This window comes from Mesorhizobium sp. C372A, assembly GCF_030323245.1.
Taxonomy (GTDB): domain Bacteria; phylum Pseudomonadota; class Alphaproteobacteria; order Rhizobiales; family Rhizobiaceae; genus Mesorhizobium.
In genome coordinates, this window is record NZ_CP100475.1 from 3,927,112 (window position 1) to 3,952,161 (window position 25,050).

Genomic DNA, 25,050 nt, shown 5'->3' on the forward strand with positions numbered 1-25,050 from the left:
CCCGAGCCATGATGATTGAGTGTCGGCATGAGTGATTTGGTTGCGGCATTGCCGATGTATGACTGGCCCGAAGTGCGCGACGAGGTCGACGCGCAATGGGCAGCGTTGCGCGATGCTTTTCGGCACAAGGGCGTCGATGGGCCGCAGACAATCGTGCGCCGCAATGGCGACCTGCCGCCGGTGCCGGGCGGTATCCACGACGCCGAGGGCAGACTGATCGCGCCCGATCCGGCGATACTGCCGCCGGACGAACTCGACCATCACCAGCTTTGGCTGCATCCGGCGCTGCTGTTCGCGCAGACCTGCTGGGGGCCGATGGAACTCGGCCTGAGCAAGCATGTGCAGGTGGTCGGCCAGCCGAGCTACGACGCTTACGAGGGCGGCGAAGGCGAACTCTATTCGAGCGCGCTGGTGATGCGGACGGGCGAGGGACCGGAGGTTCGCTCGCCCGCGGATGGCAAAGCCTCGCTGCCGCTCGATCTGATGCGCGGCAAGAGTTTTACCTACAACAGCCTCGATTCGATGTCGGGCATCATTGCACTGGCGCGCGATCTGCAGGCCGCCGGCGAAAGCCTGGATATCTTTTCCTCGCGCAGCGAAAGCGGTGGCCATCGCGGCTCGATCGTCGCGGTCGCCGAGGGCAAGGCGGATATAGCTGCCATCGACTGTGAGAGCTGGGCGCTGGCGCAGCGTTTCGAACCTGCGGCAAACGCCGTGAAGGTCGTCGGCTGGACGGCAAGGCGCAAAGGCCTGCCCTACATCACCGCCAGGACGACGCCGGAAAAGACGCTCAAGGCTCTGCGCGAGGCGCTTGCCGGATCAGCCGAGCAACCTCGCATCCAGCTTGTAGGTTGAAAGCTGCTCGTTACCGGTCGCGGTGATCAGGATCTGTTCCTCGATCTTGACGCCCTCATGGCCGCCGAGACGGCCGATATAGCTTTCCACGCACAGCACCATTCCCGGCTCCAGCGCGCCGTCGGGCGTGTCCGGCGTCCAGTCGCTTGCATGCGGCAGGGTCGGGTACTCGTCGGCCAGGCCGACGCCGTGATAGAGCACGCCGTAGCGTGTCGGGAAGCAATCTCCCGGCGGCACCACGGAGCGTTCGACCAGGTCGCGAAAGGATATGCCGGGCTGCATCAATTGCGTGTTCTGGGCGATCTGGTCGGCGGCGATGCGGAACAGGTCGCGCTGCTCGTTCGACGGCCTGGCGTCACCGCAAAGCCAGGTGCGGGAGAGATCGGCGCAGAAGCCGTAGGGACCGATCAGGTCGGTGTCGAAGGCGACGAGGTCGCCTTCCTCGATCACCCGCGACGAGCATTCCTGGAACCACGGATTGGTGCGCGGCCCCGAGGCAAGCAGCCGGGTTTCGATCCATTCGCCGCCGCGCGCAATGTTGCCGCGGTGGAGTTCGGCCCACAATTCGTTTTCGGAAATGCCCGGCGTCAGCGCCTTCTCCATTTCACCCATCGCCGCTTCGCAAGCGACGATTGCGCGGCGCATGGCGAGGATCTCGTCCGGCGATTTGATCAGCCGCGCATTTTCCATCACCGCTTCGCCATTGCCGATCGAAATGCCGAGCCGGGCGAGTTCCTCGACGCCTTCCGGGTTGATGTGGTCGACCGCAATGCGGCTGTTGCCGCCGCCATGCTCCTTGACCAGATCGGCGATGCCGGCCGCCCAGCGGCGGACTTTGTGCTCGGTCAGCTCGCCGCCATAGAGATACATCCACGACACTGCCGGCCGCACCTCGTCGACGACGCCGGAATGATCGGACAGATGCTCGCAGGAGAAATAGTCGAACAGCACCACGGGTCCCTCAGTGGCGACGAAGCAGTGGCGGGTCGGATTGTGCGCGACCCACAGCTGCATGTTGGTCGAATCGGTGGCGTAGCGGATGTTGACGGGGTCGTAGAGCAGCGCGCCGGCGTAGTTTCGGCGCCTCAGTTCGGCGCGGAGGCGCTCGAGCCGGTATTTGCGCATCGCGGCAAGATCGGGCGCGGCGATGCCTGCCGCTTGCCATTCGGCTTCAGCCAGCGCGCCATAGCCCAGCACATGCTGGTTCAGCGACGCCGCCTTCTGGCGCGATGTTTCGCGCAAGGCTTCGACGGAGCCGGGCTCGAACGGCATGATCTTGCGATGACGACCGAACCCTTGTTTCTCCACCCGACGCCTCCCTGCCGACTTACTGTGGCGCTGCGCCCGCGGCCGCTTTCTTCAGCCGCGTGACCGTCAGCGTGCGGGTGGGCGGCTCGCTGTCGAACAGCATCGGAACGACCAACTGCTGCGGCGAGCCGTCAGCGACATAGCCGGCCTCGCTCAAGGCCCGCAGGATGCCCTCGGGAGGTTCCTTGTCATTGGCCATCACGAGCACCGCCGGCTCGATCAGCAAATGGCCGAAGTCCGGCATCTCGTCGTCGAGCACGACCAGATCGGGATCGACAAGACGCAGATTTCCCACCCAGTGCCAGCTCGATATCGCCGTGCGAACCGGACCGTTTGCCGTCAGCTGGCCATAGAGCGACTGGTAGTCGACACGCACGATGCTGCCGCGGCTGTCGCCGCCATTGAGGTGCGTGTACCAGGTCACCGGCAGCACGAGGATGGCAAGCGTTGCGCCGACAAAGACGACGACGTCCTGCACCTTCCTTCCCTTGTCGCCTCTGGCATCCATCCGCAAGGCCAGCGCGACCGGCAGCAACACAAGAATGGGAAGCATCCAGCGATCGCGAAATTGCGTCGTCCCGCTCGCCAGGACGAGCACGATGGTCATCGCCAGGGCAAAAGCGATGGTGCGCCACACCAGTTTCTCGGTCCATGGCGCCGGTTGCAGAGCCGGCGCCGGCTTTTTCCATGCGATGAGCAAAGCCGCGACGAATATGCCGGCCGGCAACACGGCGAAATACAGGATAGCCTTGCCCAGTCCGCGCATTCCGTAGAATGCGGTTTGTATGGCGCTTTCTCCTCTGCCCATGCCGAAGCCGCCGCTGTGCGACAGCAGCTGGTCGGTGTAGGTCAGGTTCCAGTAGAGCGTCGGCAGGCAAAGCAGCACCGCCACGACAAGGCTGATCGAAAACCGGCGGTTGAGGATGACGCCGCGCGTTTCGCGCAGCGACAGGGTGGACAGGATCAGCGCGCCGAGAAAGATCGCGTTGTTGTATTTCGACAGGATGGCGGCGGCCATCGCCACGCCAAACAGCACATAGGTGGCCAGGGAACGCCGCTGCACCAGTTCGACGAGCGCAAGAAACAGCACCACTGAAAAACAGAAAGCGGCGATCGAGTGGGTGAGGGCGTGCTGCATCTCCCACACCATCTGCGGAAACAACAGCAGGCCGAACAATGCGGCGGCGCCAGCGCGGCTGGAATAGCCCAGGCGGCGGACAGCGATGAAAACCGACGCCAGCGCCGCTCCGATCAGTAGGTACTTCACGATCTTGAGCGCGAGGATGTTCGTTCCGACCACGGCGGCGACGAGGCGGGCGAGCCAGGTGTAGAGCGGCGGCTGCGAGCCGCCATAGCCAGCCCAGAGGTAGCGCATGTACATCAGCTGTTCGGAATCGTCGACGCCGACACCGGTTCCCACGACATGGGACAGCAGCGCCATCACCACGATCTGGACGACGCAATAGACCGCGACGCAGACCAGTGCGGCGTTGAAGGGACCGACCTTGCCTTCGCCGAGCCAGTCCGTCCATTTCTCTAGATACTGCAAGGGGATCGTCTTCTCATCGAGGGAAATGCCTGCGGCCAACTGCCGAAGGCCCCTTACACGATCTCACGCTCCCTGTCGCCTTTTCAGGTCCGCATCTTCTCGCCGCTGGGGTCGAAGGGCGCCTCGACATTGATACGCGCCGGACGCCGGTGGCCGAGGATCTCGATCTCGAGCAGTCCGGCACTTTCGTCCTCGGCGAGTGCCGCCGGCACATAGCCCTGCGCCATCGATTTCTGCACATAGTGCGCGTAACCGCCCGAGGTGACCCAGCCGACCACGCGCCAGTCGCCGTCGACGATGCCGCGCACGGCGGAAGCGCCTTCGGCAGCCTTCGAGCCACGCACTTCCTTGCCCGCCATGTCGAAGCGCGGCGCGCCATAGCCATGCGGCTTTTCCACCGTGCCATAGTCCTTGCCGACCTTGGCCCAGATCGGCTCGTCGCCCATGACATCGGCGTCGGCCGCATCGATGATGAAGGAGACACGGCGCAGTTTCGGTCCTTCCGCCTGTTCCTTGGCGGCGGCCTCGCGGCCGATGAAGTCGTTCTTCTCCAGCTTGATGAAGCGGTCCATCCCGCCTTCGAACGGGCCGTAGATCGGCCGCAGCTCGCGGTACCAGGTCGGGAAGTTCTTCTCCAGGCGCATGGAGAGCAAAGCGCGCATGCCGAAATCGACGAGGCCGAACTCCTCGCCGGCGTCCTTGATGGCCTTGTAGACCAGACGCTCATAGGCCGGCGCCATCCAGATTTCATAGCCGAGATCACCGGTATAGGTGATGCGGTTGACCATGCAGGGCGCGCCCCCGACCGCCATTTCGCGGAAATCCATGAAGCGAAACGCCTTGGTCGAGATGTCGACATCGACCAGCTTCTGCAAGAGATCGCGCGATTTCGGCCCGGCGATCGACAGGCCGACGAGCGTCTGATCGAAGCGGTGGATGCGCACCGAACCATCCTTCGGCAGGTGCTTTTCGAACCAGCGCATGTGGTACTTCTGCGCGGCGGACGAACCCCAGATCATAAATCTGTCTTCGCCTGCCTTGGCGATGGTGAAGTCGCCGATCAGCTTGCCGAACTCGTTGATCATCGGCGTCAGCACGATGCGGCCGATCTTCGGCATGCGGTTGGTCATCAGCCGGTTGAGGAAATCCTCAGCCGCAGGTCCCGACACTTCGTATTTGGCGAAGTTGGCGATTTCGGTGACGCCGACGCGTTCGCGCGTGGCGCGCACTTCCTCGCCGATAGGACCGAAATCGTTTGAGCGGTGGAAGGAGACGACGTCCTTCGGCTCCTTGCCCTTCGGCGCGAACCACAGCGGGGTCTCCAGGCCCCAGCTATCGCCCATTACGGCGTTGTTGGCGAGCATCGTGTCATAGAGCGGGGTGGTTTGTGCAGGGCGCGCAGCCGGCAGCTCTTCATTGGGGAAGCGGATGGAGAAGCGGCGCGAATAGTTTTCGCGCACCTTTGCGTTGGTGTAGCGCAGGCCGGCCCACTCGCCGAAGCGGGCGACATCCATGCCCCAGACGTCGAAGCCGGGATCGCCATGCACCATCCAGTTGGACAGCGCGAGGCCGACGCCGCCGCCCTGGCTGAAGCCGGCCATGACGGCGCAGGCGCACCAGAAATTGGTCAGGCCCTGCACCGGCCCGACCAGCGGATTTCCGTCGAGCGCGAAGGTGAAGGGGCCGTTGATGATCTGCTTGATGCCGGCTTTCTCGATGCCGGGGAAATGCTTGAAGCCGATCTCCAGCGACGGCGCGATGCGGTCGAGGTCGGGCGGCAGCAGTTCATGGCCGAAATCCCACGGCGTATTGACCGGCGACCAGGGTTTGCAGGCATTTTCATAGGTGCCGAGCAGGATGCCGTTGCGCTCTTGGCGGGTGTAGATCTCGCCCTTGAAGTCGAGCACGCCGATCATCTCGCGGCCGGTCGATTTGTTGAATTCCTCGACCTCGGGCATCGGCTCGGTGAGCAGGTACATGTGCTCCATGGCCAGCACCGGCAGTTCGACGCCGACCATGCGGCCGATCTCGCGCGCCCACAGGCCGCCGCAGTTGACGACATGCTCGGCGTGGACGGTGCCCTGTTCGGTGACGACGTTCCAGGTGCCGTCAACTTCCTGCGTCAAGTCGACGACGCGGTTGCGCAGCACGATCTCGGCGCCCAGCTTCTTGGCCGCCTTGGAGTAGGCGATCGTCGTGCCGGAGGGATCGAGATGGCCTTCGACCGGATCCCACATGGCGCCGACGAAATTGGTCTCGTCCATCAGCGGGAACATCGCCTTGGCTTCGGAGGGCGTGATCAGCTCGGTGTCCATGCCGAGATAGCGGCCCTTGGCGTGGGCCAGGCGCAGAAAATCCATGCGCTCGGGCGTATCGGCCATCATCACGCCGCCGGTCAGATGCAGCGAGCAGGACTGGCCGGAGATTTCCTCGATCTCCTTGTAGAGCTGCACCGTATAGGCCTGCAGTTTGGCGACGTTGGGATCGCCGTTCAGCGTGTGGAAGCCGCCGGCTGCGTGCCAGGACGAGCCGGAGGTGAGCTCGGACCGCTCGATCAGCATGATGTCGGTCCAGCCGGCCTTGGCCAGGTGATAGAGCACCGAGCAGCCAACGACGCCGCCGCCAATGACAACCGCTTTTACATGAGATTTCATGAGAGATAGGTCCGTTTTTGCGTAAATTGAATCAGGTGTGTCGGTTGGCGGGATGCCGCCAGTTGCTTGCCGATCAAAAATCGGTCGGCGCGCCGCCTTCGGCCGTGCGCTTTTCGACGAAGTCGTTGAGCTCTTCACGGATCGCCGGGTCCATATAGGGTTCCTCGTAGGATGCCAGCCGCTCCTTCCAGACCTTGTTGGCCTTTTCCAGCGCGGTCGGCGATCCGGCTTCGGCCCAGGTCTCGAAATTGCGCCAGTCGGAGAGGATGGGCGAGTAGAAGGCTGTCTTGTAGCGGTCCTGCGTGTGCTGGGTGCCGAAGAAATGGCCGCCGGGGCCGACCGACTGGATGGCGTCGAAGCCGAGCGCTTCGTCGGACAGGTCGAGCGGAGTGAGGAACTCGGCCACCATCTGCAACAGGTCGATGTCCAGCATGGTCTTCTCGTAGGAACAGCGCAGGCCGCCTTCGAGCCAGCCGGCCCCGTGCATCATCAGATTGCCGCCGCCCTGGATGGCGCCCCACAGCGAGAACACACTTTCATAGGCTGCCTGCGCGTCGACGGTGTTGGCGGCGCAGGTATTGGAGGTGCGGTAGGGGATCTTGTAACGGCGGGCAAGCTGGCCGCCGACAAGCTGCGCCTTCATATATTCAGGCGTGCCGAAGGCCGGCGAGCCCGACTTCATGTCGACATTCGAGGTGAAGCCGCCATAGCCAACCGGCGCGCCCTTTCTCACCATCTGGGCAAAGGCGATGCCGGACAGCGCCTCGGCATTTTGCTGCACCAGCGCACCGGCGATGGTCACCGGCGCCATCGCGCCGGACAGGGTGAAGGGCGTGATGACGACGACCTGACCCTTGCTCGACATCTGGATGATGCCTTCCATCATCGGCACATCCAGTTTCAGCGGCGAATTGGTGTTGATGATGGTGAAGACGGACGGCTCTTCGAGCATCTGCTCATGGCTGATGCCGCGGGCGATCCTGGCGATCTCGATGCCGTCGACATTGCGCTCCTTGCCGAGCGAATAGATGTGGAACACCTTGTCGGTCAGCGTGGCGAGGTCGCGGATGCATTCAAGGTGGCGCACGGAAGGATGGATGTCGGTCGGCTCGACCGGATAACCGCCGGTGCAGTTCAGGATGTTGTGCATCTGCGCCAGACGCAGGAAGTTGCGGTAGTCCTGCTGGTTGCCCGGACGGCGGCCGCGATCGAGGTCGGAGCAGTTCGGTGCCGACGCCATCATCGACAGGATCACATTGTTGCCGCCGAAGCGCACATTGTGCGCCGGGTTGCGGGCATGGAGCGTGAATTCCGACGGGCAGTTGGAGATGAGATCGAGGATCATGTCGCTGTCAAAGCGCACGCGCTCGCTGCCCTCGCGGACATCGGCGCCGTTTTCCTTCATCATGCGGCGCGCTTCGTCATGCAGCACGTCGACGCCTATTTCCCTCAAGACGCGCAGCGAGGCGAGGTGGATCGATTCCAGCTCGTCGTCAGAGACCAGCTTGGTCGGCGTCAGCGGATTTCTCAGTTGCCGAAAAGCCGGCTGTTCGAAGGCGGCCGAGCCGCCGGCGCGCTTGCCCGCACGGCCACCGCGACGGGCACGGTCGGTTGCCAAAGGCGGTTCGGCTGGATGCAGGGCGGCGGTCATGATGGTCCTCGTACGATGCTGGTAGCGGGCGGCATAATGGACCGGCGGCTGTCCGACCATTGCGGAGGCGGCGACCACTAGGACGAGGGAAGCGACATGCCCGAACGGCAGTCCGATAGCTGACAACCTTGCCGGGGATTGGCGGACAGGACGCGCCCACTGCGGCTCTTGGCGCAAGGGGATTTCAGGCGCGGCCCTTCCTTTCCCTAAATCGAACCGCTAGCTCAGTGGTTTGCCGCTGGATGGGCCGGCAATTCATGTGGAAGGCATCATGGCTGCGACCGGTTCGAGCGATGGCGAAGCGGGGACGCAATGGGCGGCGCTTGCCGGCGTAACTGCCGCCCTCGCGATGTTCGGTGCGGCGCAAGGGCTGAGCTCGCCGCTGTTTACGCTGCTGATGCAGAAGCAAGGCATGTCGCCGGCGCTGATCGGCTTGTCGGCAGCGATGATGCCGCTTGGCCTGATCCTTTCGGCCTCGTTCGTGCCGGCAGCCATTCGGCTGGTCGGCGCGCGCAACCTGGCTGTGGGTTGCTCATTGATTGGGGCGCTGTGCTTCCTCGGCATCGGCTACCTGCAGGACTGGGTGGGCTGGTTCGTCATCCGCTTCATCATCGGTATCGTCATCAACCCGCTCTATATACTGGGCGAAGTATGGGCGCTGTCGCTGGCGCCGCCGTCGCGCCGCGGCAGGGTGATGGGGGCATTCAACACCGTGCTGGGCGCTGGCTATGCTGCGGGGCCTTTGGTCCTGACCGCGGTAGGGATATCGGGCTGGGTTCCTTTCCTGGTCGGCATGGCCGGCTTCATCCTGTGCGCCGCGATCCTTCGTGCTGTTTCGTCAAGCCTCGCCGGCTTCGAGGATGACGGCCAATTGCCCGGCGGCTTTTTCGGTTTCGCCAGGCTGGCGCCGGCGCTGTTGTTTGCCGTGCTGGTTTCGGCGGCGGTCCAGCAGGGCACCTACGCTTTGATGCCGGTCTTCGGTGCCGCCTATGGCCTGCCCGAAAGGACGCTGGCGGCCCTGGTGATGGCACTGTCGCTGGGAAACATCTTCCTGCAGATCCCGCTCGGCCTGCTGGCCGAGCGTTTCGGCGGGCGGGCGATGATCATCTTCTGTGCGTTGGCGACAACGACCTGCGCGGTTTTGCTGCCGTTGCTGATCACGACGCCGGCGATCTGGCTCGTCCTTCTCGTCATGGGCGCTGTTGGCTACGGCGTCTACACCATGGCGCTGGTGGAGCTCGGCAGCCGCTTCAGGGGAACCGTGCTGGTCGCCGGCAACGCCGCCTTCGCATTGATGTGGGGCGCCGGCGGCATTGTCGGCCCGCCTGGCGCCGGTGCCTTGATGCAGACCATCGGTCCGCTCGGTCTGCCGGTGGTGATCGCCGGACTCGACGCGCTGCTGGTGAGCTTCGCGCTTTACCGATCGTTCAAGCGCCAAACTCCTGACAGGCCCAAAAACTCCTGACAGGCCCAAACTCATGACAGGCCTTGTCTGGAGCAAACGGTTTTTCCCGGGGCGGGGCTTACCCGCGTCGGACAGAAAAGCTAGTCCTGAATCTGGTTTAGGTCCCAATGATGAACCTGGCGGAAGCTGACAACGAGAAGATGCAGTGGGCGGCGATCAGCGGCGTGATCGCGACCGTCTCGGTGTTCGCCATCGCGCAAGGCCTGTCCTATCCGCTGCTGAGCTTCATCCTGCAACGCCAGGGCGTTTCGCCGGCCATCATCGGGCTCTCGGCGGCAATGACGCCGATCGGCTTCATTGTCTCGTCGCCGCTGATCCCGGCACTGGCGCGCCGGTTCGGGGCAGGGCGCACCGCGCTTACCTGCGCGGCGTTTTCGGCTATTGTGCTTGCGCTGATCGGCTGGACGCAGAATGTCTATCTGTGGTTTCCGCTGCGCTTCTTGATCGGGGTGGTGACCAATCCGCTCTATGTCTTGAGCGAAATCTGGGTCATTGCACTGGCGCCGCCATCGCGCCGCGGTCGCGTCATGGGTGTCTATTCAACCATCATCTCGGCCGGCTTCGCTGCCGGGCCGCTCTGCCTGCTCGCTGTCGGCACCGTGGGATGGCCGCCATTCCTGGTGGGGATCGCCGCCTTCATCTTTTGCGGCGCCTGCCTCGCGCTGGTGCTGCCGCGACTGCCGAAGGTCGACGAAGCTGGGCGCCGGGTTTCGGTCATGGGCTTCGTGCCACTGGCATGGCTACTGCTGTCGGCGGTGGTCGTTGCCGCCGGTTTCGAACAGGGCGTGCTGGCGCTGCTGCCGGTCTACGGCACGCACTATGGCATCGCGGAAGCGCGCATGTCGGCGCTGCTGTCGGTGATGATCGCAGGCAACATCGCCATGCAGGTGCCGCTCGGCTTGCTGGCGGAACGGCTGACGGCGCGGCTGGTGCGATTCGTCTGCGTCGTGGTGACTGTGCTGGGCTGCGTGCTGCTGCCGCTGCTGATCGAGACGCCGTTGATCTGGCCTTGCGTCTTTATCTGGGGCGCGGTCTCCTATGGCATCTACACCATGTCGATCATCGAGCTCGGCGAGCGCTTTACCGGCTCGGCGCTGGTCGCCGGCAATGCCGCCTTCTCCCTGATGTGGGGCATCGGCGGCATCGTGGTGCCGCCGCTGGCGGGTGGCGTCATGGATGTGATCGGCGCCTCCGGCCTGCCGATCACGCTGGGCACAATTTGTCTGGCACTGGCTGTGGCCACGGTCCTGCGCCGGCGGATGGTTTGAGGCCGCATTCCCCCGATGACCTGACGTCACCATCTTGAATAAAACCGCTTGCAACGCGATGTAGGCAGGGCTGCCCGCCACTAGCCTGGAGACCATGCGTGACCCAATCGATGACAAAACGCCAGACGGATGCCACCGCGGAGGACAAGTTCCTCTGGCTGGAGGACCGGACCAGCAAGGAATCGCTCGACTGGGTGCATCGCCAGAACGAGATCACCGTGGCCGAACTACAGGGCGATCCGTCCTACCAGGCGGCCTTCGAGACGGCGCTCGACCTGATGACGGCCGAGGACAACATTGCGGCCGGTGCCGCGCTCAACGGCCAAGTCTATAATTTCTGGCAGGACAAGACCAATGTGCTCGGCCTCTGGCGCCGCACGACGGTTGCTTCCTACAAGACCGAGAAGCCTGCGTGGGAGACGATCATCGACTTCGACGTGCTGTCGGCCAAGGAGGGGGTGAAGTGGGTGTTCAGCGGCGCCAGCCGCCTTTACCCCGATTTCAACCTTTGCCTGGTGGCGATGTCGCCGGATGGCGGCGATGCCAGCGAGATGCGCGAATTCGACATCGAGACCAAATCATTCATCGAGGGCGGCTTCCGCGCTCCCGCCTCGAAATCCGGCTTTTCCTGGCTGGACAAGGACACGGTCATTGTCTCGGCTGCCTTCAATGAAGACGACAAGACCCAGTCCGGTTATCCGCGCGTCGTCAAGCTGTGGAAGCGCGGCACCCGGTTGGAGGAGGCGACGCCGATCTTCGAGGCCGAGAAGCAGGATCTCGCGGCCGGCGCGGGGGTCGAGCATGATGGCGACAGGCAGTATTTGTTTCTGGCCCGCACGATCGCCTTCTTCTCCTCGCACAGTTTTCTGCGCCTGCCGTCGGGCGAAAACCGGCGCATCCCGCTGCCGGACGATGTCACCGACACCGCGCTGTTCAAGGGCCGGTTCGTGTTCGGGGTGCGCAGCCCATGGACGGCGCCGGGCGGCACTGAGTGCTTGCCGGACGGCCTCTATTCCTTCGATTTCGAACACTGGATGGACACCGGCGACCTGGGCCCTGTTGAAACCATGCTCGCGCCAGCGCACCGTGTTTCGGTCGCCGGCATTGCCCGCACTCAGGACCGGCTGTTCATCAATCTGATGGACAATGTGCGCGGCAAGGTCGTTGTCGCCGAGCGCAGCGGCGACCGCTGGTCGCTGAAGCCGGTGGCGCTGCCCGAGAACGGCAATGTCGGCATCGCGCATGCTGAGCATTTCGGTTCCAGCGTCTCCTTCTCCTTCACCGATTTCCTGACGCCGAGTTCGATCATCTGGTCGGATGATAACGGGGCGACGCTGGCCACCGTGAAATCGCAGCCGGCTCGGTTCGACGCCGCGCCGCTGGTCTCCGAACAGTTCGAGGCGCGCTCGAAGGACGGCACAATGGTCCCGTATTTCGTCGTCAGGCGGCGCGACCAGAAGGGTCCGGTGCCTACGCTGCTCTACGGCTATGGCGGCTTCGAAATACCGCTGCTGCCCGGCTATGCCGGCGTGCGCGGCAGGCTGTGGCTGGAAAAGGGCAACGCCTATGTGCAGGCCTGCATCCGCGGTGGCGGCGAGTTCGGGCCGGCCTGGCATCAGGCCGCGCTGAAGGGCAATCGCCAGACTGCCTTCGACGATTTCGCCGCGGTGGCTGAGGACGTCGTCAGGCGCGGCATAGCCACGGCTGCTTCCCTCGGCATCCAGGGCGGCTCGAATGGCGGCCTGCTTACCGGCGTTTCCCTGACGCAGCATCCCGAACTGTTCGGCGCCGTCATCATCGAGGTGCCGCTGCTCGACATGCTGCGCTACACCGAACTGCCGCCAGGCGCCTCGTGGATCGGCGAATATGGCGATCCGGCAAAACCGGAAGAAGCCAAGTGGCTCGCCGCCTATTCGCCGTACCATCATGTCTCGGCCGATGCCGACTATCCCCCGGTGCTGCTCACGACATCGACCGCCGACGACCGCGTCCATCCCGGCCATGCCCGCAAGATGGCCGCGAAGCTGCAGGAAGCAGGTCACGGCAAGACGTTGTTCTTCGAGGAGACGGAAGGCGGCCATGGCGGGCGCGGCGACCGCCGGCCGCAAGCGGCGCAAACCGCCATGAAATACGTGTTCCTGCAAAGGGTATTGAGCGGCACCGCTTGAATTCCGGGCCTCGGGCGGCATAGACTGCCGCCATGGTCTACATGAGCACATCCGGCGCCTTCGGGGTCGCGGTGACACCGTCGCCGCGCACGCTGCGCGCCGAACTGCTCAGGCTGTGCGCCCGCATCGGCTATTCGCCGCCCGCCGTCCTCTGACGAAGTCGCCCCGGCAGCTTGCCGGTTTGATTCCAGAGGAAAGAGCAAACCCATGACTTACCAGAACTATTCGCTGAAGCAGCTTCAGCAGATTGACGCCGCGCATCATCTGCATCCCTTCACCGACCACAAGGAATTGCGCGAGACCGGCTCGCGCATCATCACCCACGCCAACGGCCCGTTCATCTACGATGCCGACGGCACCGAAATACTCGACGGCATGGCCGGGCTGTGGTGCGTCAATGTCGGCTATGGCCGCGACGAGCTGGCCGACGCCGCTTACGCGCAGATGAAGGAATTGCCCTACTACAATTCCTTCTTCAAATGCTCGACGCCGACGCCCGTGCTGCTGTCGAAGAAGCTGGCCGAGCTGGCGCCCAAGGGCATCAGCCAGGTTTTCTACGGCTCCTCCGGCTCGGAGGCCAACGACACGGCGCTGCGGCTCGTGCGCCACTATTGGGTGCTGGAAGGCAAGCCGGAGAAGAACCGCATCATCTCGCGCAAGTCGGCCTATCACGGCTCGACCGTCGCCGGGACGTCGCTGGGCGGCATGGATTTGATGCACAAGCAGCTCGGCGGGGCGGTTCCCAACATCGTCCATGTCATGATGCCCTATGCTTATGAGTTGGCGCTGCCCGGCGAAAGCGACCATGATTTCGGCCTGCGCGCGGCCAAGGCCGTCGAGGACGCCATCCTCGAAGCCGGTGCCGACAAGGTGGCGGCCTTCATCGGCGAGCCGGTGATGGGCGCGGGCGGGGTGAAAATACCGCCGATGAGCTATTGGCCGGAAGTGCAGCGCATCTGCCGCAAATACGATGTGCTTTTGATGCTGGACGAGGTCATCACCGGCTATGGCCGCACCGGCGAATGGTTTGCGGCGCAGACCTTCGGCGTCGAGGCTGACACCATCACCACGGCCAAGGCACTGACCTCGGGCTATCAGCCGCTGTCGGCGCTGCTGGTCGGCGACCGTATCGCGGCGACGCTGGTCGAAAAGGGCGGCGAATTCTACCACGGCTATACCTATTCGGGTCACCCGGTGGCCTGCGCGGTGGCGCTGAAGAATCTCGAGATCATGGAGCGCGAAGGCTTGGTCGACAGGGTCAGGAACGACACCGGACCTTACTTCGCCCAGGCGCTGCAAGAGCGCATTGCCGGCCACGAACTGGTCGGCGAGGTGCGATCGATCGGGCTGATGGGCGCGATCGAGATCGTCAAGGACAAGGCGACCAAGGAGCGCTTCCTGCCGGCGGGCAGTGCCGCCGTCACCGTCCGCGACCACGCCATCGCGCAAGGCCTTATGCTGCGCGCCACCGGCGACACGATGATCCTGTCGCCGCCGCTGATCTGGACCCGCGCGACGATCGACATGGCTTGCGATCGCATCGCCAAAGCGCTGGATCTGGCGCAAGCGGATTTGCGCAAGAAGTAGATGGAACGAGCGCCGGGCGCCTTGCAAACAGGGCGCCCGGACTGTGCGCCTGCTTATCGTCAGGGTCGACGGGGTCAGCGCACCGATCGTGCTGGTCAATAAAGGCCATGAGGCAATTCCGAACGCTGCAATCGGAATAATAATTCAGACCGAGCAGTATAGTACTGCAAAACGCAAAAACCGCGCTCCATAGGAACGCGGCTTTGCCAGATACGCATGGCATTTCGCCAACAATACACTTGCGAAACTTACGGGCTCCGGTACGCGAGACCTGATCCGGAGCGCCGGGCGGATGCGATATGTCCGCCTCGCCATCCGTTATATAGGCACATCGTTACCGCCGGGTTATCGAGAGCTTAAGCAAATCTAAATTTGCAATTTTTCCGGGCAATAAAAATCGAGAAAAGCGCTGCCAAATTCGAAACTTATAGAGAACTGCCGCGAAGGAAATTTATGATGCCGGAAAAATCCGATCCGCCATTTCCCTGGGCGTTGAACAGCGCATAAAGCTGGGCCGCTTCGGCCCCCATTGGCGTCACCGCGCCGGCGCTTTGGGCCGCCTCCTGCGCCAGTTTCAGGTCCTTCAGCATGAGTGCTGCGGCAAAGCCCGGTTTGTAGTCGCGGTTGGCGGGTGAGGCCGGCACGGGACCCGGCACCGGGCAATAGGTGGTCAGCGACCAGCACTGGCCCGACGAGGTCGAGGCAACGTCGAACAGGGCCTGATGCGAGAGGCCGAGCTTTTCGGCCAGCACGAAGGCCTCTGCGACGCCGATCATCGAAATGCCGAGCATCATGTTATTGCAGATTTTGGCTGCCTGACCGGCGCCGTCGTCACCGCAATGGACGATGCGGCCTGCCATCGGCCTCAGGACCGGTTCGGCCTTGGCGAAGGCATCCTTGGCGCCGCCGGCCATGAAGGTCAGCGTTCCCGCAGCAGCACCGCCGGTGCCGCCGGAGACGGGGGCGTCGATCGAATGCAGCCCGTGCTTCCTTGCTACGGCATGCGCCTTGCGGGCCGACTCGACATCGATGGTCGAGGAATCAATGAACAGGGCGCCTGGTTTGGCCTTGGGTGCGATGTCCTCGTAGACCGAGAGCACGTGCTTGCCGGCGGGAAGCATGGTGATCACGACATCGGCGTCTTTCACCGCCGCCACGGCATTCGCCGTGACAATGACGCCATGCTCGTGGGCGACGGTGAGGTTCTCCGGCATCAGGTCAAAGCCGTGCACCGCGTGCCCCGCCTTGACGAGATTGGCAGCCATCGGGTTGCCCATATTGCCGAGACCAATGAAGGCGATGGTGGTCATCAATCTCTCCTGAATTGTTGCCGTCAGCGTCCGATCAACGCCCGCGCGATAATCACGCGCATAATCTCGTTGGTGCCTTCGAGGATCTGGTGGACGCGCAGGTCGCGCACCAGTTTTTCGATGCCGTAATCATGGAGATAGCCGTAGCCGCCATGCAGCTGCAGCGCCTCGTTCGCGACGTTGAAGCCGATGTCGGTGACGAAGCGCTTGGCCATGGCCGACCATTTGCCGGCATCCGGCGCCTTGCGGTCGAGTTTCGAGGCGGCGGCGTAGAGAAAGATCCGCGCTGCCTGCAATTCGGTCTCCATGTCGGCCAACCTGAACTGCAGCGCCTGGAACTGGTTGATCTTCGAGCCGAAAGCCTTGCGCTCGGCGGTATAGGACAGCGCCTTGTCGAGCGCCGATTGCGCGCCGCCGAGCGAGCATGCCGCAATGTTGAGGCGGCCGCCGTCAAGGCCGGCCATGGCGATGCCGAAACCTGCGCCTTCCCCCGACAGCAGGGTTGCAGCCGGCACCTTGCAGTCCTCGAAGATCACCTGGCGGGTCGACTGCATGTGCCAGCCCATCTTGTGCTCGTTGGCGCCGAAGGACAGGCCGGGCGCATCCTTCGGCACGACGAAGGTGGAAATGCCCTTCGGCCCGTCGGCGCCGGTGCGCGCCATGACGACATAGAGGTCGCTGTCGCCGGCCCCGGAGATGAACTGCTTGGCGCCGTTAAGCACATAGTCGTCGCCGCTCTTCACCGCGCGCGTCTTCAGCGCCGCGGCATCCGAGCCTGAGCCCGGCTCGGTCAGGCAGTAGCTCGCCAGCCATTCCATCGAGGTCAGCTTCGGCAGGAAGCGTTGGCGCTGCTCGTCGTCGCCGAAGCGGTCGATCATCGACGCCGCCATATTGTGGATCGAGATGAAGGAGGAAAACGCCGGATCGGCGTGCGACAGTGCCTCGAAGATCAGCACGGCGTCGAGCCGGCCGAGCGCCGAGCCGCCGACATCGTCCCTGACATAGATGCCGCCAAGGCCAAGCGGGCCGGTCTCGCGGATTACATCGGCGGGAAAGTGTCTTGCCCGGTCCCATTCGAGCGCATTGGGCGCAACGCGATCGGCGGCGAAGGCCTGTGCCATCTCCTGGATGGCGCGCTGCTCCTCATTGAGTTCGAACTGGCTGGTGCTCGCATCGACCGCGGCGTCCATGGCGTGCTCCCTGTGTTTCCCCAGCTGGGGTTGGCTTGCTGGCCTGTTGTTTTTGGCTTTGCGCGCCGCTCAATCTAGACCAATGATGCCGCCGCGCAACCCGGCTCGCCGCGCAGCCGCTGTGCATGAATGGATCAACGGAGCATTGCGTGCCGACGTATTTCGACGAATTGCTCGACCGCTTCCATGCCTATCTCCGGGGCGTGGACAACGCGCTGGTGCGGGACGCCGTGACCCGGATCGGCTGGAATATGACGGCGCGCGTGCTCGAAGCGCATCCGCTGCCTTGCCTTGGTCTGTTCGACCGCATTGTCGAACTGGCGCCGCCGGACCCGCAGCCTCTGGTGCAACTGCTGGCGGAGCGTCGTGACGATCTGTGCTGGGGGCAGACCTACAACGCGAGCGATTTTGGTGAAGCGTTCTTGCAGAACTACGGCTGGCTGGAGGTGTTTGGCACGCGCGGCCATTTCGCCAATGAAGAGGTCGCGGCCGGATTGCTGATCCTGGGACCCGGCATCACCTATCCCGACCATCATCACATTGCCGAGGAGATCTACATTCCGTTGACCGGCGGCACCGAATGGCGCATGGGCGAGGGCGGCTTTCACATCCGCCAGGCGGGCGAAATTATCCATCACGCCTCCAATGTCAGCCATGCCATGCGCACCGGCAGCGAACCGTTGCTGGCGCTCTACATCTGGCGCGGCGGGCCGCTGTCGCAGAAGTCGACCGTTTCCGGCGCGAAGGGCAGGGGCTGAGCATGGCAAAGGCGATCATGCTGCAAGGCACGGGTTCGGATGTCGGCAAGACGGTGCTGGTGGCGGGGCTCTGCCGCGCGGCCAGGAATCGCGGGCTGAAAGTCAGGCCGTTCAAGCCGCAGAACATGTCGAACAATGCCGCCGTCGCCGACATTCCGGGCGACAACCGCCCCGGCGGCGGCGAGATTGGCCGTGGGCAATGGCTGCAAGCGCTGGCGTGTGGTGTTCAGCCGACCGTGCATATGAATCCGGTGCTGCTCAAACCCCAGAGCGACATCGGTTCGCAGGTGATCGTGCAAGGCAAGGTGTTCGGCGAGGCGCGAGCGCGCGACTACCAGACAATGAAAGCGGGGCTGATGGACGCCGTGCTGGAGTCCTGGACGAAGGTCGGTGAGGCCGCCGATCTGGTCGTCGTCGAGGGCGCCGGATCGCCGGCCGAAATCAACCTGCGCAGCCGCGACATCGCCAATATGGGCTTTGCCACGCGCGCCGACGTGCCGGTCATCCTGGTCGGCGACATCGACCGCGGTGGCGTCATCGCTTCGGTCGCCGGCACGCATCTGATCCTGCCGGAGGAAGACAGGCGCATGATCGTCGGCTACCTCATCAATAAGTTCCGCGGCGATGTCTCGCTGTTCGACGACGGCATCCGGTCGATCGAAAACTTCACCGGCTGGCGCTGCTTTGGCGTCGTGCCGTGGCTGAAGGCGGCGACGCGATTGCCTTCGGAGGATTCGGTCGTGCTCGAACGCCTGGCATCGGGCGAGAAGCGGGCGTTGAAGGTCGCCGTGCCGATGCTTGGCCGCATCGCCAATTTCGACGACCTCGACCCGCTCAAGGCCGAGCCGCAGGTCGAAGTGGTGTTCGTGCCGCCGGGGCAGCGCTTGCCGGAGGATGCCGGCTTGGTGGTCATTCCCGGTTCCAAATCGACGATCGGCGATCTCATGAAGTTCCGCGAGAATGGCTGGGATCGCGATCTCCTCGCCCACCGCAAAGGCGGCGGCCATATCGTCGGCATTTGCGGCGGTTTCCAGATGCTCGGCCGCCTGGTGCGCGATCCCGATGGCATCGAGGGCAGCGTCACCGAGGCCGAGGGACTCGGCCTGCTCGACATCGAGACGGTGATGGAACCGGAAAAGACGGTGCGCAATGTCAGCGCCCGCTCAGTGCCGTTCGGCCTCGCGCTCGAGGGCTACGAAATTCATCTCGGCCGCACCACCGGGCCGGACATGGCGCGGCCGTCGGCTGTGATCAACGGCATCGACGACGGTGCCATTTCCGCCGACGGCAAGGTTTTTGGCACCTATCTGCACGGCCTGTTTTCCGCCGACGCTTTCCGGGCGAGATTCCTGGAAAGCCTCGGCGTGAAAGGCGGCGGCATCGACTATCGCGCGGACGTGGAAAAAGCGCTGGACGAGATCGCCACCGAGCTGGAGCGCCATCTTGAGTGCGATGCGATTTTTGGGTTAGCAAGGTAGGACCGTCCACCGTTTCGCCATCCTCGGGTCTGCGCGTCCGCTTCGTTTCCACTCCGTGGATGTCGAAGTTCGGGCGCTTTCGCCGACCTTCGACGCGGCGCTGAAGGACCAAGGCCGATGGCGAAGGATTCTGCGAAACTGATCACCAGCGGGACGGTGAGCGAGGCGTATTCGACATTGCGAAAATGGCCGGGCGCCGTTTCGCGATAGCCACAAATGTCGGTGACCGCGTTCTGCAGCCGCAGGCCCGGCGCGCGCTGCACCATCTCGAACCGGTCGGCTACCGGGCGGTGCTGTTGATCGTGGCGCTCCGTCTCGCCGGACATGGTCATCCTCCGCGCGGAAGAGCCTAACGGACCATGCATCCAAAGCAAAAGCGCCCGGCTTTTGACCGGGCGCTTCGAATTGCAGAAGTCGCGGGCGCCTAGGCGCCGCGCATCAGGCAGGCGGCGGCAAGCACGATGTATGCGATGAGGACAATCCACACCGCAGCCAGAGGAATGAACGCAAGAACGCCAAGCGCGGCGAGCACGCCGATGATGGCGATGACAAGGGATATGATGAAAACAAGCTGAGTGGGTGCACTAAGATTCATGTGTGGTCCCTCCAACATGATTCGTACAACGGCACTCTATCAGGCGTGAGGCTTATACACCAATCAGCTGGCGCAATGGGTTCGCCGGGTCGGCCAGCAGCTTCACCGCCAGAGCCAGGCAGATGATCACCAGCAGCGGCTTGATCAGCCGGGCGCCGATGCGGATGGCAAGGCTGGCGCCGAGCCGGGCGCCGAGGAACTGGGCGACGCCCATCATCAGCCCGATCTTCCAGCAGACGACGCCGGCGACGGCAAAGACGATGAAGCCGCCAATGTTGGAGGCGAAATTGAGCAGCTTGGTGTGTGCCGTGGCCTTGAGCACGCCGAAGCCGGCGAGGCTGACGAAGGCCAGCATGTAGAAGGAGCCGGCTCCCGGCCCGAACAGCCCGTCATAGAAGCCGACCAAAGGGGCGATGACCAGCCCGAACAGGAAGGGCGACAGGCGCTCGGCGCGGTCGACATCGTTCATGTTGGGTTTCACGGCGAAGTAGATCGCGATGGCGATTAAAAGCAGCGGCAGCAGCGCCCGCAGGAGATCACCCGGCACGAATGCCGCCAGCAAGGCGCCGACGGCACTGCCGGCAAGGGCCAGAAGCGCCGATGGCAGCTGTCGGCGCAGATCGACATGGCCATTCATGGCGTAGTGGATGGTCGCCGAAGCGGTGCCGAAAATGCCCTGCAGCTTGTTGGTTCCAAGTGCTGCGACGGGCGGGAAGCCGGCAAGCAGCAGGGCCGGGATGGTGATCAGCCCGCCGCCGCCGGCTATCGAATCGACAAAGCCGGCTGCAAAGGCGGCGAAGGCAAGCATGATGACGGTCTGGGTAGCGAGGTCGAGCATCGGGATTTTCTGAACATTCCGGCGGGAAAGGTGGTGCCGCGCCTTCTCATGGCCATCCGGTTTGCGCAAGGCCGATTCCGCGCTACGTCCATCCAAGCGCGTTGCGCTTGGATTTCCTGTGGTGCATGTCATTATCCCAATACCGCGGCGCAGTTTTGGTCATGTGCGCTGGGCGGGCTCGGGAAAGGGACACTGTTGGCGATGGCATTGCTCGACCAGATACGCTCGATCTTCGATGGTGACCCCGGCGTGCGCAAGGTTGCCGACGACCCCGTGCTGTCGGCGGAACTCTTGATGCTGTTTCGCATGATCCTGGCCGACGGCTCGGTTTCGGAGAGCGAAATGGTCGCCTTCCGGCGCATCTGCAAGGACGCCTTCGGCATCCCGGAAACCAGCATCGACGCGGTCATCGAATATCTCAATGATTTCGGCTACGAGACCAACGGTTCGCAAGCCATGGCGCTGTTCCGCGATCTCGATGTCGAACGGCGCAAGTTGCTGGCGCTCCACATGGCGGAGATCGCCAAAGCCGATTCCAAACTGGCCGAGAGCGAAGTGCGGCTGTTGCGCCGCACGCTCGATTTGCTCGACATCAGCCCGGTCGATGTGGTGAAGCCGGAGGAGTGAGGCAGACCAGGGGCAACGGCCGCCCGGCCGGGTCCCCGCTGCTTCGCAGCGTCCCAGCGTTCGTGACCTTTCATCGTGCCACTGGCACGATGAATTCGCTGCGCGAACCGGTCACTCACCCCTGTTCCTGCATACGGTGAGCATCGCCCGATGCAGATCGGGCGCAGCCGCGACCAGCGCCCTGGCCGCCTCCGACTGCGGATGATCGAGCACGTCGCCGGTCTTGCCGCGCTCGACGATCCTGCCGTCATGCATGACCAGCACCTCATCGGTGATGGCGCGGGCGACGGTCAAATCGTGAGTGATGAAGAGATAGCCAATGCCGAGCTTCTGGTTGAGCTCTGCGAACAGATCGAGGATCTGGGCGCGGATCGACACGTCGAGCGCCGAGACCGGCTCGTCGGCGACGACCAGCTTCGGCCTTGTGATGATGGCGCGGGCGATCGACAGGCGCTGGCGCTGGCCGCCGGAAAACTCATGCGGATATTTGTCCATGTCGCTGACGCCGAGGCCGACCTCGTGCAGCGCATGCGCCACCATCTCGCGCCGCTCGGCCGGTGTCGGCTTCTTTTCCAGTACATGCAGCGGCTCGGCGACCAGTTTCTCGACCTTCTGGCGCGGGTCGAAAGAGCCGTAGGGATCCTGGAACACCACCTGCATGTCGCGCCGCGCGGCTTTGAGCTCCGCCTCGCTTTTGCCGGTGATGGTCTCGCCGCGAAAGCGGATCGTTCCCGATGTCGATTTGTCGAGCGCCAGGATCATGCGGGCAAGCGTTGACTTGCCGCAGCCGGAGCGGCCGACCAGCGCCACCGATTGGCCCGGCGCCAGCGACAAGGACACGTCGTCGACGGCGCGGATTGGAGCCGCTGACTTGAACAGGGAGGTGCGCCGGCCCGGATAGTCCCGTGTCACGCCTTCGACCTCAAGCAGCGGTTTGCCCTGGCCGGTGGCGTGAACCTTGGCGCGCGCGGGCACGTGCATGGAGGCCAGCGCCAGCTGGCGCGTGTAGGGATGCAGCTGTTCCGATAGCGTGCGTGCGGTGTCGCCGGCTTCCATCACCTCGCCATGACGCAGGATGGTGATGCGGTCGGCCATTTCGGTGACGACGGCGAGATCGTGCGAGATCAGAAGCAGGCCCATGCGGTTTTCGCTGACAAGGCCGCGCAAGAGGTCGAGGATCTGCGCCTGCAGCACCACGTCGAGCGCCGTGGTCGGCTCGTCGGCGATGAGCAGCTTGGGTTTCAATGCGCAGGCAATGGCGATGACGACGCGCTGGCGCTGGCCGCCCGACAGTTCGTGCGGATAGCGCGACAGCGGGAATTTGGCCTCGGGCAGGCCGACGCGGTCGAGCATTTTGCGCGCCCGGTCTTCGGCTTCCGCGCGGCTTGCCCTGGTGTGCCAGCGTATGCCTTCAGCGACCTGCTCGCCGATCGTCTTGACCGGGTTAAGCGCCGTCATAGGTTCCTGGAACACCATGCCGATGTCGTCGCCGCGCAGCGCGCACATCTGGTCCTCGGTTGCGGCCAGAATATCGATGCCGTCGAAGGTCACGCGGCCGGTGGCGCGCGCAGCATGCGGCAGAAGCTGCATGATGGTCAGCGCCGTCATCGATTTGCCCGAGCCGGATTCGCCGACCAGCCCCATCACCTCGCCGGGCGCGACGGAGAGGTCGACCCCTTTCAGGATCGGCGTGTCGCCGATGGCCAGCGACAGGTTCTCCATCTGCAGCAGGCTCATCGCTGCCGCCGCGATTTCGGGTCGAGTATGTCGGCGATGCCGTCGCCGAGCAGATTGAGCCCAAGCACCGTGACGACGATGGCCATGCCGGGGAAGATGGCCATCCAAGGCGCCACCACCATGCGCGTCTGAGCGTCGAACAGCATGCGGCCCCAGCTCGGCATTGGCGGCTGGGCGCCGAGGCCGACATAGGAGAGGCCGGCTTCGGCCAAAATGCCAAGCGCGAACTGGATGGTGCCTTGCACCAGAAGCAGCGTGGCGATGTTGGGCAGCACGTGCTCGGTTGTAATCTGCGCTTTGCTCTTGCCGGCGGCGCGGGCGGCGAGGATGAATTCGCGCGGCCAGATCGCCAGCGCGCCGGCGCGGGCGACGCGCGCAAACACCGGGATGTTGAAGATGCCGATGGCGATGATGGCGTTGATTGCGCCCGGTCCGAAGATGGCGGTGATCATGATCGCCGACAGCAGCGCCGGGAAGGCGAAGACGAGGTCGGTCAGCCGCATCAGCGCCTCGTCGACCAACCCGCCGCGCGCCGCGGCGAAGGCGCCGAGCGGCACGCCGACGCCCATGCCGATGCCGACCGCGACCAGCGCCACGGCAATCGAGTTGCGGGCGCCGACCATGATCATCGACAGGATGTCGCGGCCGAAATGATCGGTGCCGAACCAGTGCGCCGCAGAGGGCGCCAGCGTCTTGTCCGAGATCACCAGTTTGGTCACGTCGTAGGGCGTCCAGACGTAGGAGATGACCGCTATTGCAGCCACCAGCACCGTGATGGCGAAGCCGATGAGGAAGGAGCGGTTGCGGAAGGCCTTGGCCAGAATGCTGCCCAACGTCTCCTGCGGGATGTCGATGTGCAGCGTCATTGCCGGCCTCGAAGGCGCGGATCGACGATGGCGTAGGAGACGTCGACGACGAGGTTGACCGCAATGACGGCGACGACCAGCAGCATGACGATGCTTTCCACCACGATCAGGTCGCGCTGAGTGATCGCCTGGAACACCAGCCGTCCGAGGCCGGGGAGATAAAAGACGTTCTCGATGATGATGGTGCCGGCGAGCAGGAAGGCGAATTGCAGGCCCAGAATGGTCAGAACCGGGATCATCGCGTTGCGCAGCGCGTGCTGCCATAGCACGGCGCGGTAAGGCAGGCCCTTGGCGCGGGCGGTGCGGATATAGTCCTCGTTCAGCACCTCGATCAGCGCCGAGCGGGCAACGCGCGCCAGGATCGCCGCCTGCGGCAGAGCGAGGGCGATGGCCGGCAGCAGCAGCGATTTCAGCGCCGGCCAGGCGCCGGCGCTCCAGCCGGGAAAGCCGCCGGCCGGCACCAGCCGCAGCCAGACGGCAAAGAGGTAGATCAGCATCAGCGCGAACCAGAAGTTCGGGATGGCAACGCCGAGCTGGGCGGCGCCCATGGCGATCGTATCGCCGGCCCGCCCGCGCCGGCTGGCGGAATAGAGCCCGACCGGGATGGCAATGATGGTGGACAGCGCCAGCGCGATCAGCGCCAGCGGCAGGGAAACCGCCATGCGCTCGCGGACAAGGTCGATGACCGGCACTGAATAAGTGTAGGAGCGGCCGAAATCGAGGCTGAGCAGACCGCCGACCCAGTGGAGGTAGCGCAGGAGAAGCGGCGCGTTGAGGCCCATCTGGTTGCGCAGGAGTTCGACCTGCTCGGCGCTGGCGTTGAGGCCAAGCATCAGCCGCGCCGGATCGCCGGGCAGGATTTCTAGCACGGCGAAGACGACCATCGAGGCCAGGATCAAGGTTGCGATGGCGATGGCGAGGCGTTTGAGGAGGTAGGCGGTCATGGTGGAGGGGCGCCCGGTGCGGCTGCGCCTTGAAAGTCGAGTTCCCCCCCACCCCCCTCTGTCCTGCCGGACCCGGCCCTTCGCTGTCGCTTCGGGCGTTCGTTGTTCGGAAAGCCAAGCAGTTGGCTTTCCGTCCGCTGCGCGGACCACTCCTCACCCCCCGCAAGGGGGGAGATCAGCAGGTTCTGTGTCGTCGACCAGC

At 64.1% G+C, this 25,050-nt stretch carries 19 protein-coding genes and 2 pseudogenes; 9 read left to right on the top strand and 12 right to left on the bottom strand.

Annotated elements, in window-relative coordinates; genetic code table 11:
* Nucleotides 1-27 precede the first annotated feature (27 nt).
* Nucleotides 28-855, top strand: a complete 828-nt coding sequence (locus tag NLY42_RS18655; RefSeq protein WP_023753428.1) for a phosphate/phosphite/phosphonate ABC transporter substrate-binding protein — start codon at nt 28-30, stop codon at nt 853-855.
* Here NLY42_RS18655 and NLY42_RS18660 read toward each other — a convergent pair.
* The 4 genes from NLY42_RS18660 to NLY42_RS18675 form a co-directional block, all read right to left on the bottom strand.
* Nucleotides 820-2,127, bottom strand: a complete 1,308-nt coding sequence (locus tag NLY42_RS18660) for a M24 family metallopeptidase (protein WP_023753427.1) — start codon at nt 2,125-2,127, stop codon at nt 820-822. The genes NLY42_RS18655 and NLY42_RS18660 overlap by 36 nt on opposite strands.
* A gap of 55 nt (nt 2,128-2,182) precedes the next feature.
* Nucleotides 2,183-3,751 (bottom strand): ArnT family glycosyltransferase, encoded by a 1,569-nt coding sequence (locus tag NLY42_RS18665; RefSeq protein WP_023744719.1) that lies wholly within the window; start codon nt 3,749-3,751, stop codon nt 2,183-2,185.
* 44 nt (nt 3,752-3,795) lie between these two features.
* Nucleotides 3,796-6,366, bottom strand: a complete 2,571-nt coding sequence (locus NLY42_RS18670; RefSeq protein WP_023753425.1) for a GcvT family protein — start codon at nt 6,364-6,366, stop codon at nt 3,796-3,798.
* A gap of 73 nt (nt 6,367-6,439) precedes the next feature.
* Nucleotides 6,440-8,017 (bottom strand): trimethylamine methyltransferase family protein, encoded by a 1,578-nt coding sequence (locus NLY42_RS18675; RefSeq protein WP_023753424.1) that lies wholly within the window; start codon nt 8,015-8,017, stop codon nt 6,440-6,442.
* 271 nt (nt 8,018-8,288) lie between these two features.
* Here NLY42_RS18675 and NLY42_RS18680 point away from each other — a divergent pair, with 271 nt between their 5' ends.
* From NLY42_RS18680 to NLY42_RS18700, 5 genes are all read left to right on the top strand, one after another.
* Nucleotides 8,289-9,482 (top strand): MFS transporter, encoded by a 1,194-nt coding sequence (locus NLY42_RS18680; protein WP_023753423.1) that lies wholly within the window; start codon nt 8,289-8,291, stop codon nt 9,480-9,482.
* Between the two features lie 110 nt (nt 9,483-9,592).
* Complete coding sequence (locus NLY42_RS18685; protein ID WP_023753422.1) at nt 9,593-10,750, top strand: MFS transporter; 1,158 nt, start codon at nt 9,593-9,595, stop codon at nt 10,748-10,750.
* Between the two features lie 110 nt (nt 10,751-10,860).
* Nucleotides 10,861-12,918 (top strand): prolyl oligopeptidase family serine peptidase, encoded by a 2,058-nt coding sequence (locus tag NLY42_RS18690; protein WP_156933746.1) that lies wholly within the window; start codon nt 10,861-10,863, stop codon nt 12,916-12,918.
* 32 nt (nt 12,919-12,950) lie between these two features.
* Nucleotides 12,951-13,073: a hypothetical protein gene (locus NLY42_RS18695; RefSeq protein WP_023670422.1), complete on the top strand. Its 123-nt coding sequence runs from the start codon at nt 12,951-12,953 to the stop codon at nt 13,071-13,073.
* Nucleotides 13,074-13,125: 52 nt separating this feature from the next.
* The gene (locus tag NLY42_RS18700) at nt 13,126-14,505 is read left to right on the top strand and encodes an aspartate aminotransferase family protein (RefSeq protein WP_023670423.1); all 1,380 of its coding nucleotides are present in this window, start codon (nt 13,126-13,128) and stop codon (nt 14,503-14,505) included.
* Nucleotides 14,506-14,930: 425 nt separating this feature from the next.
* Here the strand turns inward: NLY42_RS18700 and mmsB are convergent, their stop codons facing one another.
* A complete protein-coding gene (gene mmsB / locus NLY42_RS18705) occupies nt 14,931-15,815 on the bottom strand; it encodes a 3-hydroxyisobutyrate dehydrogenase (protein ID WP_023753420.1) in 885 nt (294 codons plus the stop codon).
* Between the two features lie 23 nt (nt 15,816-15,838).
* A complete protein-coding gene (locus NLY42_RS18710; RefSeq protein WP_023753419.1) occupies nt 15,839-17,005 on the bottom strand; it encodes an isobutyryl-CoA dehydrogenase in 1,167 nt (388 codons plus the stop codon).
* Between the two features lie 149 nt (nt 17,006-17,154).
* Between NLY42_RS18710 and NLY42_RS18715 the strand changes: the two genes are divergently transcribed.
* Nucleotides 17,155-17,763, top strand: a complete 609-nt coding sequence (locus NLY42_RS18715) for a dimethylsulfonioproprionate lyase family protein (protein ID WP_023753418.1) — start codon at nt 17,155-17,157, stop codon at nt 17,761-17,763.
* Nucleotides 17,764-17,765: 2 nt separating this feature from the next.
* Entirely contained in the window at nt 17,766-19,241 is a 1,476-nt protein-coding gene (locus NLY42_RS18720; protein ID WP_023753417.1) for a cobyric acid synthase, read from the top strand.
* 107 nt (nt 19,242-19,348) lie between these two features.
* Here NLY42_RS18720 and NLY42_RS18725 read toward each other — a convergent pair.
* The 3 genes and pseudogenes from NLY42_RS18725 to NLY42_RS18735 form a co-directional block, all read right to left on the bottom strand.
* Nucleotides 19,349-19,567 (bottom strand): annotated as a pseudogene (locus NLY42_RS18725) (AraC family transcriptional regulator); the annotation flags it as partial.
* A gap of 98 nt (nt 19,568-19,665) precedes the next feature.
* The gene (locus tag NLY42_RS18730; RefSeq protein WP_023670429.1) at nt 19,666-19,836 is read right to left on the bottom strand and encodes a hypothetical protein; all 171 of its coding nucleotides are present in this window, start codon (nt 19,834-19,836) and stop codon (nt 19,666-19,668) included.
* A gap of 52 nt (nt 19,837-19,888) precedes the next feature.
* The gene (locus NLY42_RS18735) at nt 19,889-20,674 is read right to left on the bottom strand and encodes a TSUP family transporter (RefSeq protein WP_023753415.1); all 786 of its coding nucleotides are present in this window, start codon (nt 20,672-20,674) and stop codon (nt 19,889-19,891) included.
* A gap of 195 nt (nt 20,675-20,869) precedes the next feature.
* On the opposite strand from NLY42_RS18735, the gene NLY42_RS18740 reads away from it, so the two are divergent.
* The gene (locus NLY42_RS18740; protein ID WP_023691035.1) at nt 20,870-21,301 is read left to right on the top strand and encodes a TerB family tellurite resistance protein; all 432 of its coding nucleotides are present in this window, start codon (nt 20,870-20,872) and stop codon (nt 21,299-21,301) included.
* Nucleotides 21,302-21,416: 115 nt separating this feature from the next.
* On the opposite strand, the pseudogene NLY42_RS18745 reads toward NLY42_RS18740, so the two are convergent.
* The 3 genes and pseudogenes from NLY42_RS18745 to NLY42_RS18755 form a co-directional block, all read right to left on the bottom strand.
* Nucleotides 21,417-23,038, bottom strand: a pseudogene (locus tag NLY42_RS18745) (ABC transporter ATP-binding protein).
* Nucleotides 23,035-23,904: an ABC transporter permease gene (locus tag NLY42_RS18750; RefSeq protein WP_023706066.1), complete on the bottom strand. Its 870-nt coding sequence runs from the start codon at nt 23,902-23,904 to the stop codon at nt 23,035-23,037. Before NLY42_RS18750 ends, NLY42_RS18745 begins: the two are co-directional and overlap by 4 nt.
* A complete protein-coding gene (locus tag NLY42_RS18755) occupies nt 23,901-24,848 on the bottom strand; it encodes an ABC transporter permease (RefSeq protein WP_023753413.1) in 948 nt (315 codons plus the stop codon). The genes NLY42_RS18750 and NLY42_RS18755 overlap by 4 nt, the downstream gene beginning before the upstream one ends.
* Nucleotides 24,849-25,050: the final 202 nt, after the last annotated feature.